Source organism: Granulicella sp. L46 (genome assembly GCF_009765785.1).
Taxonomy (GTDB): Bacteria; Acidobacteriota; Terriglobia; order Terriglobales; family Acidobacteriaceae; genus Granulicella.
In genome coordinates this window covers 1,460,654-1,472,903 of the sequence record NZ_LMUT01000012.1, presented here as the reverse complement: position 1 = coordinate 1,472,903, position 12,250 = coordinate 1,460,654, and the positions used below count along the sequence as shown (strand labels likewise).

At 61.2% G+C, this 12,250-nt stretch carries 12 protein-coding genes; 4 read left to right on the top strand and 8 right to left on the bottom strand.

Going from position 1 to position 12,250, the window contains the following annotated elements; genetic code table 11:
- Positions 1-88: 88 nt before the first annotated feature.
- Positions 89-730, bottom strand: a complete 642-nt coding sequence (locus tag GSQ80_RS15560) for a non-canonical purine NTP pyrophosphatase (RefSeq protein WP_158788472.1) — start codon at positions 728-730, stop codon at positions 89-91.
- A 150-nt stretch (positions 731-880) separates the two neighbouring features.
- Here GSQ80_RS15560 and GSQ80_RS15555 point away from each other — a divergent pair, with 150 nt between their 5' ends.
- Positions 881-1,624 (top strand): transglycosylase SLT domain-containing protein, encoded by a 744-nt coding sequence (locus GSQ80_RS15555; RefSeq protein ID WP_158788471.1) that lies wholly within the window; start codon positions 881-883, stop codon positions 1,622-1,624.
- A gap of 136 nt (positions 1,625-1,760) precedes the next feature.
- Here the strand turns inward: GSQ80_RS15555 and GSQ80_RS23940 are convergent, their stop codons facing one another.
- Together GSQ80_RS23940 and GSQ80_RS15545 are read right to left on the bottom strand one after the other, a co-directional pair.
- Positions 1,761-2,204, bottom strand: a complete 444-nt coding sequence (locus GSQ80_RS23940) for a transposase (RefSeq protein WP_371315730.1) — start codon at positions 2,202-2,204, stop codon at positions 1,761-1,763.
- Positions 2,205-2,305: 101 nt separating this feature from the next.
- On the bottom strand, positions 2,306-3,397 hold the full coding sequence (locus tag GSQ80_RS15545) for a hypothetical protein (RefSeq protein ID WP_158788469.1): 1,092 nt from the start codon (positions 3,395-3,397) through the stop codon (positions 2,306-2,308).
- 306 nt (positions 3,398-3,703) lie between these two features.
- Here GSQ80_RS15545 and GSQ80_RS15540 point away from each other — a divergent pair, with 306 nt between their 5' ends.
- Together GSQ80_RS15540 and GSQ80_RS15535 are read left to right on the top strand one after the other, a co-directional pair.
- On the top strand, positions 3,704-4,312 hold the full coding sequence (locus GSQ80_RS15540) for a hypothetical protein (protein ID WP_158788468.1): 609 nt from the start codon (positions 3,704-3,706) through the stop codon (positions 4,310-4,312).
- A 19-nt stretch (positions 4,313-4,331) separates the two neighbouring features.
- Positions 4,332-4,754 carry a secondary thiamine-phosphate synthase enzyme YjbQ gene (locus tag GSQ80_RS15535; RefSeq protein ID WP_158788467.1) on the top strand — a complete coding sequence of 141 codons (423 nt, stop codon included), beginning with the start codon at positions 4,332-4,334 and terminating at the stop codon, positions 4,752-4,754.
- 111 nt (positions 4,755-4,865) lie between these two features.
- Here GSQ80_RS15535 and GSQ80_RS23450 read toward each other — a convergent pair whose 3' ends face one another.
- A complete protein-coding gene (locus GSQ80_RS23450; protein WP_254059672.1) occupies positions 4,866-6,854 on the bottom strand; it encodes an ABC transporter ATP-binding protein in 1,989 nt (662 codons plus the stop codon).
- Positions 6,855-6,944: 90 nt separating this feature from the next.
- Complete coding sequence (locus GSQ80_RS15520) at positions 6,945-7,721, bottom strand: FKBP-type peptidyl-prolyl cis-trans isomerase (RefSeq protein WP_158788466.1); 777 nt, start codon at positions 7,719-7,721, stop codon at positions 6,945-6,947.
- Between the two features lie 112 nt (positions 7,722-7,833).
- Here GSQ80_RS15520 and GSQ80_RS15515 point away from each other — a divergent pair, with 112 nt between their 5' ends.
- Positions 7,834-7,998, top strand: a complete 165-nt coding sequence (locus GSQ80_RS15515) for a hypothetical protein (protein WP_158788465.1) — start codon at positions 7,834-7,836, stop codon at positions 7,996-7,998.
- A 5-nt stretch (positions 7,999-8,003) separates the two neighbouring features.
- Here GSQ80_RS15515 and GSQ80_RS15510 read toward each other — a convergent pair whose 3' ends face one another.
- The 3 genes from GSQ80_RS15510 to GSQ80_RS15500 all read right to left on the bottom strand — a co-directional run.
- Positions 8,004-10,397: an LptF/LptG family permease gene (locus GSQ80_RS15510; protein WP_158788464.1), complete on the bottom strand. Its 2,394-nt coding sequence runs from the start codon at positions 10,395-10,397 to the stop codon at positions 8,004-8,006.
- Positions 10,398-10,703: 306 nt separating this feature from the next.
- A complete protein-coding gene (locus GSQ80_RS15505; protein ID WP_158788463.1) occupies positions 10,704-11,228 on the bottom strand; it encodes a hypothetical protein in 525 nt (174 codons plus the stop codon).
- Between the two features lie 393 nt (positions 11,229-11,621).
- On the bottom strand, positions 11,622-12,250 hold a 629-nt coding region (locus tag GSQ80_RS15500), incomplete at its 5' end, for an HAD-IC family P-type ATPase (protein ID WP_158788462.1).

Genomic DNA, 12,250 nt, shown 5'->3' with positions numbered 1-12,250 from the left:
AAGGAACCGGCGGAACTGATTATTGCTACGACAAAATATCGCAGTCAAGTTGCTCGTGCGAATACCGTTCGTTCTGTGCGGTATATAGCTAGGGGTGGCTGGAAGCGAGTTGAGCGAGGAGTGCGCGGAAGGCGTTGCCACGGTGGGAGAGCTGCCACTTTTGTTCGCGGGGGATCTCGGCAAAGGTGAGGTTGAGGGAGGGGACAAGGAAGAGGGGATCGTAGCCGAAGCCGTCGGCGCCCCTGGGGGTGTGGAGGAGTTGGCCTTCGACTGAGCCTTCGGCGCGGAAGAGGACCTGGCCGTTGCGTGCGAGGGCGAGGTTGCAGACGAAGCGGGCGGTGCGGGAGGGTTCGTTCTGCATGAGCTGGAGGAGGAGGGCATTGTTGCGGTCGTCTTTAGAGCCGAGTGATACAGGGGTGTCGATAACGGGCTCCTCTGGATGCTCGGTTGTGTAGTCGTCGGCGAAGCGGGCGGAGCGGACGCCGGGCTGGCTGTTGAGGGCTGGGACTTCGAGGCCGGAGTCGTCGGCGAAGACGAGGAGGTTTGGGGCAGCTAGGGAGTAGGCGATGGCTTTGAGGTCGGCGTTGCCCTGGAAGGTGGTGGCGTCTTCTATGGGCTCGGGGATTTGATGGAGGTTGGGGAGGGCGAGGACCTCAATACCGGACGTGCTGGCGCTGGTGGCAAACTCGGCCAGCTTGCCGGGGTTGGAGGTGGCGGCGTAGAGGGTCATGAGACAGAGTGTAGAGGATAGAGTGTAGAGCGTAGAGAAGAGCGAGAGGCGTTCTATCTAACGAGCTCATTCCCTCAGCGGCGGTTGCGGCATCAGAGAATTGGAGAGCTTGCAGAGCTTTGCGCGCTCGGTGAACGGATGGTGCGGTAGATGGCTCTTCGATCGTCTGTGGTTTGCGTGTGCTTGATGGTTGCGTTTGCGGGATGTGAGCGGCCTGCGACGCAGGTGGTGCAGAAGCCCGCGCAACCGGCGGTGGTGCCGGCTCCGCCGACGCCGCTGGATGTGAAGAAGGCGGAGCTTGGCGGAACGACGTGGGATCCGCAGTGGGATGCGGTGGTGGAGAAAGCTCTGCCGGCGGATATGTTAGACGACAAGACGGCCCGCGCGGTAAGGGTGTACTGTCCGCGATTTACCCAGGAGACGGAGGCGCAGAAGCGGGAGTTCTGGGCTTATATGTTTCAGGCGATCGCGGCGGCGGAGGCTGGGCTGAATCCTACGGCCGATGTGCATCATTTGCAGGCTCCGGTGAACGTTGTTGATCCGGTGACTAAGAGGCCGGCGAGGCAGGAAGGCTTGATGCAGGTGAAGTATGAAGATGCGCAGAGGTATGGATGCGACTTCGACTGGGAGAAGGATCGTACGCTGCCGGTGAAGGATCCGGGGCGAACGATTTTGTCGCCGGAGAACAACCTTGGGTGCGGCGTGAAGATTATGGAGAACCAGATTGTCACGCAGGGGAAGCCGCTGGTGTCGCGCACGAGTTATTGGGCTACGCTGCAGCCGGGGACTGCAGGGTTTCGGGTGTTTGCGAAGCAGATGACGAATGTGCCGGCGGCTTGTGGGCTGCGGGTGCGGAGTGTGCCGCGGAGACGGACCGAGATTGCTAGCCGGTGATGCCGAGCATCGAAGACGGCATACCCCAGGGCTAAAGCCCCTTTTGTTTTTGCGGTTATGAGACCCAAGGCTAAAGCCTTGGGGTACCTGCGTGTCGCCGCAATTAGATAGGAGTCTGACGCGCGGTTGGCTCATCTCAGCAGATGCTGTGGGCATGCGTCAACGGATGACGCATGTTGGGGATGAGTGTGGACGTACCGATAGTCAGAGACGAGTTTTGCGGCTGATGGGTTGTTGGCGATGTAGCGGAGTTGGTTGTCGTAGTCTTCCAGATCGCGAATGCGATGTTCGTGATAGCTGGTGTGCCAGATTTCCTTTGGGTGAGACTTCGCGCGGCGAAGGAATATCCGCCCTTTATGAGCTGAATACATTTTGGGAGGGATTGATCTAGCGCTGGCGTTATGAGGAGATGGACATGATCGGGCATGATCGCGAAGCCGTGAAGTTCGAACTTTCCTTGGTGACGATAACGGAGCAGAGTTTTGAGGAATAGTTCTGCGTTGGCTTCGTGTTGGAAATGACGATGTTGGAGGAATGTCGAGATGGAGATGGCGTAGGTGTTGCTCTGCTGGGGCACCATGTGGAAGAGCATACCTCAGGGCTAAAGCCCATCTTCGGTTTGGGGCTATGAGACCGGAGGCTAAAGCCTCGGGGTACCCGATTGTCGTCGGAATTTGAGAGCTAGGGTTTGGTTGAGATGGGTTTGAGGGCGGAGGGGTTGAGGATGCCGATGCGGCCGTGGGGGCCTACGGCGTAGGGGAGGGAGAGGGCGTTCCAGTGCTGGTCGGCGTCGGGGGCGTCGTTGTTGGTGGGGTGGAGGGGGCGCCAGTTGCGGCCGTCGTCGGTGGAGATGTCGGTCCCGTTGGGGCCTACCGTGATCCAGATTTTGGCCTTTGAGTCGTAGGCTACTGCGCTGCGGAAGCCGTGGGGCGAGGTTGTGGCGGCTTGCCAAGTTTTGCCGCCGTTGGTTGTGAAGGCTGTAATGCGAGTGGAGTCATTGGGTTTGAGGTAGTCGCCGCCTACGGCGACGAGGTGAGTTGAATCGCCGAACGCAAGCGCGAAAACACCAGCAGACGATGTACCTGCAGCGACTGGCAGAACAGCCCCGTTCCAATTCGATGAGAACACGTCGCCCCCACCCGTAATTTCCATCCAAATCGCTCTGGCGTGTTGAGGTGCGCCGGTGCCAAAAATAAGTCCTATGCCTGAATGACCTTCCGTTACTCCTAAGGCCAATGACGAATTGCTGGCAGCGAATGCGCCTTCGTTGGGAGATGCCTCGACTCCGCCCCAATACGTCTGCCAGTAAGAACCACCGTTGCTCGTTTCGAGAATTTCAAATTTCCCCGCGACTGGATCGCCCAGCAAATATCCGTGAGTTTGATCTCGAAATTTGATCGCGTCCCAGAAGCCGGTTTTGTCGGGGTTGGTGAAGAGGAGCTTCCAGGTTTGGCAGCCGTTGGTGGTTTTGTAGAGGCGGGACTGGTCGCCGGGGCCGCTGGACATGACGATGGCGGTGTTGGCGTCGAAGGCCTGGATGCCGCGGAAGTCGAGGTGCTCGGCGTTGGGTGGGATGGTGCAGCGCTGCCAGAGGTAGCCGGCGTCTTCGGTGCGGAGGACGGTGCCGTTGGTGCCCGAGGCCCAGGCGATGCCCTTGCCTACGTTGTCGATGCCGCGGAGGTCTGCGGTGGTGGGGGTCTGGATGGTCCACTGGGCTTGGAGGGTGAGGGGCGCGGTTGCGGCGAGAGCGAGGAGGAGGGCGGCGACGCGCATGACGAAAGCTTACCTCAGGGGCTAAAGCCCTTTGCCGGGATTGAGGTTTATGGCACGGAGACCCAAGGCGGAAGCCTTGGGCTACCAGCCGTGCCCCTTCGATTCTTCCAGCGGCTAATTCCAGCGCTTAGCTTCTAGATCTAAGCTTTCAATGTTCAGCATCGAGCTAAAGGGTTGGATGGGGTTGGCGGATTGGGTTGTTGGGGTGGGGCGAAATTTATTTTCGGAGGGCGAGACTGGATGCGGGGAGGAAACGTCAAACGGGGTGACTTTCGTCTTACATTGAGAACCTAAGGAGTCTTCCAGATGCGCGTTTCGAAGGGTGTGGCTGGGTTGGTGATGGTGGCGGCGATGATGATGGCGGCGATGTCGCCGAGAGCTTTGGCGGATAGCAAAAATCCGGCGGATTACCCGCTGCGGCTGCATATCTTTGGGCGCAGCCAGACGTCGTTTTATTACCATCGCACGCGTTCGCTGGATGAGACGCAGGGAGATGGTCGCGCCAATTTGTATGAGAATGGCGAAGCGCGTGGGCTGGACTTCAACTACCAATGTGACTACAAGGTGCGGGCGTCGTTTGGGTATGAGACGTACCCGGCTCGGTGGAAGAAACAAGGCAAGCAGCTGGTGGTGCTGTTGCCGGTGTTTGGGCAAGCAGGGAAGTTCTTTACCTGTGACTTCAATGCGGACATGAAGGACTTTGCGTATGCGGAGGGCAGGGACGGTATGCGCTCGGAGCCGGTGGCGGAGTACAAGCTGTGGATGCAGCGGCATGACTACGATCCTGAGCATGGGAAGGATGTGCCGGTGAGAGGCAAGGGTGGTGAGCCGTCGCCGATGCCGCCGCAGGAGGGTCCGGGAGAGCCTGCACCGCCGCCTCCGCCACCAGTGGGTGCGCCTGCGCCGCAACGGTAGGTTGGTTTAAGATCGGCGCATGAAGGTTCATACCGAATACCTGACGTTTAAAACTGATGAGCAGTATGAGATGGTGCACATTACGCCGGAGGTGGAGGCGATTGTGCGGCGCAGTGGCGTCGATGACGGGCTTTGCTTTGTTTCGCCCATGCATATTACGGCTGCGATCTATGTCAACGATAACGAAGATGGGTTGATTGAGGATATTGGCGTGTGGCTGGAGAAGCTGGCGCCGCGGTGGCCGGGGTATAAGCATCATCGGACGGGTGAGGATAATGGCGATGCGCATTTGAAAGCGCTGCTGCTGCATCATGAGACGACGCTGCCGGTGACGCATGGGCGGCTGGATTTGGGGACTTGGCAGAGGGTTTTTTATGCGGAGTTCGATGGGCAGCGGGCGAAGCGGGTGATTGTGAAGGTGATGGGCGTGGGAAAGAGCTGAGGCCCGCGCGCAGGAGAGTCCCAGGGGCTAAAGCCCCATTCGGGGGAGGCGCGTATTGCCCGGGCTAAAGCCCGGGCCTATCTCAGAAGCAAAGACGTGGAGAGACGAGAGCTAGGCGGTGAGGATTTCTTCTTCTAGGGATTGTTTTTCGAAGAGGTCGGTGTAGTAGCCGTTGCGGGCGATGAGTTCGTCGTGGGTGCCTAGCTCGGCGATGCGGCCGTCGATGAGGACGGCGATGCGGTCCGCGTTGCGGGCGGTGGAGACGCGGTGGGCGATGAGGATGGTGGTGCGGCCTTGCATGGCTTCGTGGAGGCCGGCGAGGATTTGTTCTTCGGTGTAGGTGTCTACGCTGGCGAGGGCGTCGTCGAGGATGAGGATGGGGGGATTGCGGAGGATGGCGCGGGCGATGGCCGTGCGCTGCTTCTGGCCGCCGGAGAGTGTGACGCCGCGCTCGCCGACGATGGTGCGGAAACCGCTGGGGAACTCGAGGATTTCGTCGGCGATGTGGGCGGTGCGGGCGGCGGCTTCGATCTGCTCGTTGAGGATTTGTTTGGCTGCGTCGGTGGTGGCTGCGGGGACTCCAAAGGCGATGTTGTTGGCGATGGTGGTGGAGAAGAGGAAGGTCTCCTGGGGGACGAAGCCGATGGACGCGCGCAGGGTTTGGAGGGGGTAGTCGCGGAGAGGGCGATCGTCGAGGAGGACGCTGTTGTGCGGTGCGTCGTAGAGGCGGGGGATGAGGGAGACTAGCGTGGACTTGCCGCTGCCGGTGGGGCCTACGATGGCGAGGGAGGAGCCGGCGGGGATGTCGAGGGTGATGTCGTGGAGGACTTCCGGGCCGGTGGGGTAAGTGAAGCTTAGGTGGTCGAAGGTGATGTGGCCGGTGATGAGGGCCGGGGCTAAAGCCCCTCCCCTTTCTACGGGCGTATGAAACCCAAGGCTGAAGCCTTGGGGTACCTGGTTGCCGCCGAGGCGATGAGTGTCGCCAGTTGGAGAAGCAGATCCTCCGCCCTCGGCGAAGGATGACAACTTATCGGGGCCGAGGGGCGATAGATTGTTGGGGGCGGATGACAAATTGTTGGGGGCGAAGGATGACAAATTGTTGGTGGCTGCGACGAGGGCTGGGTCGGCTTGGGCGTCGGTGATGGTGGGCATTTCGGTCATCAGGTTGTGGATGCGGGTGACTGAGGCCGTGCCGCGCTGGACCAGGTTGACGACCCAGCCGATGGCGATCATCGGCCAGGTGAGCTGGACCATGAAGATGTTGTAGGTGAAGAACTGGTCGACGGTGATGCGGTGGGCTACGACTTCGTGGCCGCCGACCAGGAGGGTGACGACGAGCGAGACGCCGAGGACGAACTCGAGCGTGGGCCAGAGCATGGCCATGAGGCGGGCGAGGAGCAGGCTGCGGCGGATGTACTCCTGGTTGGAGGTTTCGAAGGCGGCGATCTGGGCTTCTTCCTGGGTGAAGGCGCGGATGAGGCGGGCGGCGGAGAAGTTCTCTTCGGCCTGTGCGGAGATGTCGGAGAACATGGCCTGGATGCGCTCGAAACGGATGTGGATGCGAGCGCCGAAGTACTGCACTAAGACGGAAGCGAAGGGCAGCGGCAGGAACGCGAACATCGTCAGGCGCGGACTGATGCGCAGCATGAACGGAAGCGCGAAGGCGGTGAAGACGATGGTGTTGGCCGAGTACATGATGGCCGGGCCGAGGAGTTGGCGGACTGCGTTTAAATCATTGGTGGAGTGCGCCATGATGTCGCCCGTGCGATGGCGCTGGAAGAACTCGGGTGGCTGAGATTCCAGGTGAGAGAAGAGGTCGTTGCGGAGGTCGAACTCGATTTCGCGAGAGGCGCCGATGATGATCTGGCGGGTGAGATAGAGGGTGATGGCAGCAACGACGGCAACGGCGAGGATCCGGATGGCGTGGTGCTCGACCTTGGCGGCGGATAGGCCGTTCTGGATGTCACGGGTGGCGCCCCCGATGAGCAAGGGGATCATGGCCTTGGCGGCGTTGTAGACGATGAGGGCTAGACCGCCGAGGGCGAAGCTCCTCCAGTAGCGGCGGAGGTAGGGAAAGAGCGGTCTGAGGCGGGAGAGCATAAGGGCAGAGTGTAGAGCGTAGAGGGTAGAGAGTAGAGAAACGAAGAGGCGGCCGCGTGTTGGATGCTTGCGGCCGCCGTTGGGATTGAGTTACTTCTGGGGCTGGGTGGCTGGGGGCGTTGTGCTGGACGTCGGCGGTGGGGTTGCTGGCTTGGCCGCGGGCGGTGCGGGAGGAGGTGTTATTGGCTTCTGGTTGAGGGGGCGGGCCATGGGTGCGGGCGGGGTCTTGGGCTTGGGCATTTCGTCGCCCTGGGCGATGAACTCTACGTCGAAGATGAGTTCAGCCTTGGCGGGGATGACGGGAGGGCGACCGGCTTCGCCGTAGGCGAGCTGGTAGGGGATGAAGAGGCGGCGCTTGCCGCCAATGCGCATGCCTTCGAAGGCGGTGTCCCACCCCTGGATGACGCGGTGCTTGCCGTAGGGGAAGCTGATGGGTTCGCCGCGGTCGACGGAGGAGTCAAACTTGCTGCCGTCGGGGAGGTAGCCGGTGTAGTGGACGGTATAGAACTTGCCGGGCTGGGCTAGCGCGCCTGTGCCGAGGACGGTGTCGACGTAGGTGAGGGAGTAGGTGGTCTTCTGGCCGGCGAGGTCGGCGCGGACCTCAGGGGAGACGAGCGGGGATACGTAATCGAGATGGGTGTCGGGGGTGTGGGTGAGGGTGTAGAGAATCTTGGCGCAGGGCGCGCTGGCGGGAAGGGCTGGGATCTTGGGGGAGAGCTCAGGTAGCTTGACGCAGCCGGGGGTGGCGGCGTGGTGTACGGCTGTGGTGGTGTGATGGGCGGTCGGCGTTGCGGTGGTTTGGGCTCCCAGAGGAAGCGCAGCTAAAGCAAGGATGAGGGATGCAAGGGGGAGGGTCTGTGTTTTCATGTCGAGTTTAGTTTAGCTCGGTTGGGGGAGGGGTTCTAGTTTTTAGGTTTGAGTAAGGCTAGAACGGGCGCTCGCTGCGCGAGCGAGAAGCAGGTTCCTCGCTGCGCTCGGAATGACAGACAGAAAGGCAAAAGCAAAGACAAAGACAAAGACAAGGGCAAAGGCAAAGGCAAGAGCAAAGGCAAGAGCAAAGGCAAAGGCAAGAGCAAAGGCAAGAGCAAAGGCAAATACAGGGGTCTTTCCACTGCACTTCGCTCCGGTCGAGATGACAGGGTAGATGAGCTAGGTGGGGGTGCGGAGGAGGAGATAGGTGCCGGCTATGGCGAAGAGTAGGTCGGGGGACCAGGCCGCGAGGATAGCGGGGAGGGAGTTTACGTCGCCTAGGTTTTCGAAGATGCCTGCGATGACCCAATAAGAGATGGCTACGCCGATGGCGGTGCCGACGCCGGCGATGCCGCCTCGCTTGCCGGCGAAGAGCGAGAAGGGGATGGCGAGGATGGCGAGGACCAGCGTCATGAGCGGGTACGCGAGCTTGCGATTTAGCTGGACGCGGAGACGCATGGTGTCAAAACCACTTTGCTTCAAGTCGTTGATGTAGGTGGCCAGCTCGGTGTAGGACATCTGTTCGGACTGGCGATCTTCTTTCTTGAAGTAAGAAGGTTGTTCGTGGATCTCGGGGAAGGCGGAGATGGAGAAGGGCTGGTAGCTGGCGACGGATTCGCCCTGGAAGGTACGCTGCCAGCCGTCTTCGAAGATCCATCCGTTGAGATTGTCGTCCCAGCGCGCGCTCTGGGCGAAGATGCGGCGGGTGAGATTGAAGGTGCCAGGCTGGAACTCGAAGACGGTGAGATTGGCGAAGACGTTCCGGTCGGGATCGAAGAACTGGTAGTAGAAGATGCGGGTTGGTTGGCTGGTGGCGGTGGTTGGGCCGGAGCCGGAGCTACTCGTTTGACCGGACATCCATTTTCGATCGGGGCGGAGGAAGGTCTGGGCGGGCTTGCCTTTGATTTCGGAGAGGAGGGCTTCCTGGCGGCGGTTGGCTGCGGGGAGGTAGGTCTCGTCGAAGATGAAGAGCAGGCCGGAGAGCAGGGTGGCGACTACGAGCATGGGAGCGACGATGCGGTAGAGGCTGATGCCGGTGGCCTTCATGGCGGTGAGCTCGCTGTTGCGATTGAGCGCGCCGAAGGTGATGAGGACGGCGACGAGCGAGCAGAGGGGAAGGATGGTGTTGAGGATGAAGGGGACGAGGTTGAGCAGATAGTCGCCGACGACGACGAGGGGAGTGCGATAGCGAAGGATGTCTCCGATGAGCTCGAAGAAGGTGAAGATGATGAAGAGGATGGTGAGCGAGAAGAGGACGAGGGCGAAGTTGCGGAGGAAGCTGCCCATGACGTACTCGTCGAGGATGAGGGGAAAGCGGATGCGGAGGGCGCGACGGATGCGCTGCATGATGGCGCCATCGCCGATGTGCTGGGCGCGGAGCTGATCGCCGGCGGCGGTGTTGCGGCGCATGCGGTCAAAGAGTTTGGTGAACGCGTGGCCGACGTTGGCGAAGAGTTCGAGGACGGCACCGCCGCGGGACATCTGCTGCAGGAGGAGAAGGCCGGCGAGAGCGAAGAGGATGTTGGCTCCCCAGACGCCGAGTGCGGGCGGGAGCTTGCCCTGGCGCGCAAAGGCTATGCCTACAGAGGACAGGAAGTAGTAGACGAAGACCAGGCCAAGGGTTGCGACGAAGCCTGCTCCCTTGCCGCCGCGCTTGGAGGAGAGGCCAAGGGGAACACCGACCAGCATGAGGACGAGGCAGGCGGTGGGGAAGGCGAAGCGATTGTGCAGCTCGATGAGGTAGGGGCGAGCGGCTGGGCCGGGAGTGTGGGCGAGATGCCAGAGTTGAGGGAGGGCGATGGCCTCGTTACGGGTGTTGAGGCGAGTGAGGTGAGAGCCTCCTTCCTGCTGACCGGTCTCCATGGGGAGCTCGGTGGTCTTGAATCTGACGAGGTCGTACTGGTTGGGGTCGGTGACGGAGATGTCGTGGCGGCTGGCGTCCGCGAGTTCGAGGCGGAGGGTTTGAGCGCCGCCGGCGAGGACGGTGGCCTCGTTCGCGGTGATGATGTGGGGGGATTCGGGCTTGGTGAGGTCGGCGATGAAGACGTGGCGCCAGATGGCGGTGCCGTTGGCGCCGGGGATAACGTCCTGTGCGTAGAGGACGTAGTTTTTGAAGTCTTCGTAGAAGACGCGCGGCTGGATCTCGACGGTGGCCTGGCTGGTCTTGGAGGCGTCTTCATAATTGAGAAGGGCCTGGGCGGCGTGGGGGGCGACGAAGAGGGAGTTGGCGAGGCCGAGGATCCAGAAGGAGATGGCGAAGACGCTGACGATGCGGACGAAGGAGAGGATGCCGAGGCCGGAGGCGCGCATCGCGGTGATTTCGCTGTCGGCTGCGAGGCGGCTGAGTCCAAGCAGGATGCCGATGAGCACGGCCATGGGGATGGTGAAGGAGAAGAACCCGGGAAGGAGATAGCCGATAAGGCGAACGATGTCGAAAGGGGAAGCGACGCCGCGGACAGTGAGCTCCATGAGCGGGAGCAGGTAGCGCATGAACAGAATGAAGGTGAAGAGCACGCCGCCGAGCAGGGCGTAGCCGGTGACTTCGCGGAGGATGTAGCGAGTGAAGATGCGCACGTTTGATCCGCGGGAGGCGGTGATTTTAGTGTATCGAAGAACAGGGATGAGGGAAGGTGGCGGCGGGGTTGGTCGTTGAGGGAGAGAAGACGGGTCGCGCTGCCGTGCGATGCCCCACTCATGCGATGAGGCCGCATGAATGGGGCACCCGAGGTATGGGTGGTCATTGTGTATGAGCCACCAGCCACTCGATTTTGTGGAAAGGGTTAGGTGTGGGCCATCCGACGGTGTCTTGATTCCGCGCATCCCAAGCCCGGAATCAAACGGAGAGAGGATGGCACCGGCTGCATTCTGGACGACCTGAAGCTATTTGGGGGGAAAGGGGAGATGGGGGAGGGGAGGGGAAGGGGGAGTGAGGAAGGGAATCCCGGCGGCAAACCAAGACCCGTTTGCTGTGACCCGGATGAGGAGCACCGGGCTAGTGCAGGTATCCGGCGGGGCAGGCGAAAGCGAGTCCTGAATGCGAAAATCGCCGTTTGCCCGAAGCGGTACGCCTACGGCATTGGTGCTGTGCTGGACATCGCCGTCATTTGCGCAGAACAGCGTCGCAAATACGCTCGCGCCGGCGTTGGTCCCGACGCCATTGCCTGCGCCCAGAAGGAGACCCTGGCCGTCGACCTGGATGAGCCCGCCCACCCTCACTTCGGCTTGAAGGTCCCGGATCACCCAGATCTGGCCGGCAGCTGGGACGCCAAACACGGCTGTATCTGCTGAACCAGTGGTAATGTCGCCAATCCCTCCGCTGAACGCGACCAAGTTCTGGGCCAGGGCCGATTGAGCCATGGTTCCGAGGACGAAAACTGCGGCGAATAACATGCCGATCTTTTTCACGATGATGTTCCTCTCTGATATCAGGTTGTGTAGTTGTAGGTGATCGGCAGGAGGCTTCGATGTGCAGATGGATTCCTGCACATGTGTTCGCAGTGCCAGCGGGATCGGTTTATACGCGCACCGCTGCGCAACGGCACCTGCCGCTTCGTCTGTAGGGGTTTAAGGTGGCTGTTTCACGGTTCTGTTCTTGGGTATTGGGTGACCAGGAGAAGAGGATAAGGCGAGGGTCCGGGAAATACTCCCAGAAAGGTCGTTCGTCGGCTCGCGAGCAGTTCATGACTTGCCTGATGAGAGCAAAATCACCGTAACCGCGGTGTCATCTATTTGTCATTCGTTTGTCAAATTGTCAAATCGGTCAACGCACTGGAGTGCTGTTTCCTCAGCCTGAGGAATCTATCGCGGCGTAGAAATTGGTTTGAGGCGGCGGAGGCGGAGGGAGTTGGCGAGGACGCTTACGGAGCTTAGGGCCATGGCGGCGCTCGCGAGGATAGGGCTTAGGAGGATGTGGAAGTGGGGGTAGAGGACGCCGGCGGCGAGCGGGATGCCGATGAGGTTGTAGATGACGGCCCAGCCTAGATTCTGGCGCATGATGTGCGTGGTGCGGCGGGCGATCTGGATGGAGAGCGGGATGAGGCGGAGGTCGTGGTGGAGGAGGAGGATGTCGCCGGCTTCGCGGGCGAGGTCGGAGCCGGAGGCCATCGCGAGGCCCGCGTTGGCTTGCGCGAGGGCGGCTGCGTCGTTGATGCCGTCGCCGACCATGGCTACGCTGTGGCCGGAGGATTGGAGAGTGCGGATGGCGGCTAGTTTTTCGGCGGGGAGGAGATGGGATTGGATGTCGGTGATGCCGGCGGCCTGGGCGATGGGAGAGGCGGAGGCGGCGATGTCTCCGGTGAGGAGGACGGGGTGGATGTTGAGGGCGTTGAGTTGGGTGATGGCAGAGGGGGCGCTGGGGCGGAGTTCGTCGGTGGCGAAGAAGACGGCCTGGGGGATGTTGTCGATGAGAAGGTAGAGGGGCGTGGCGT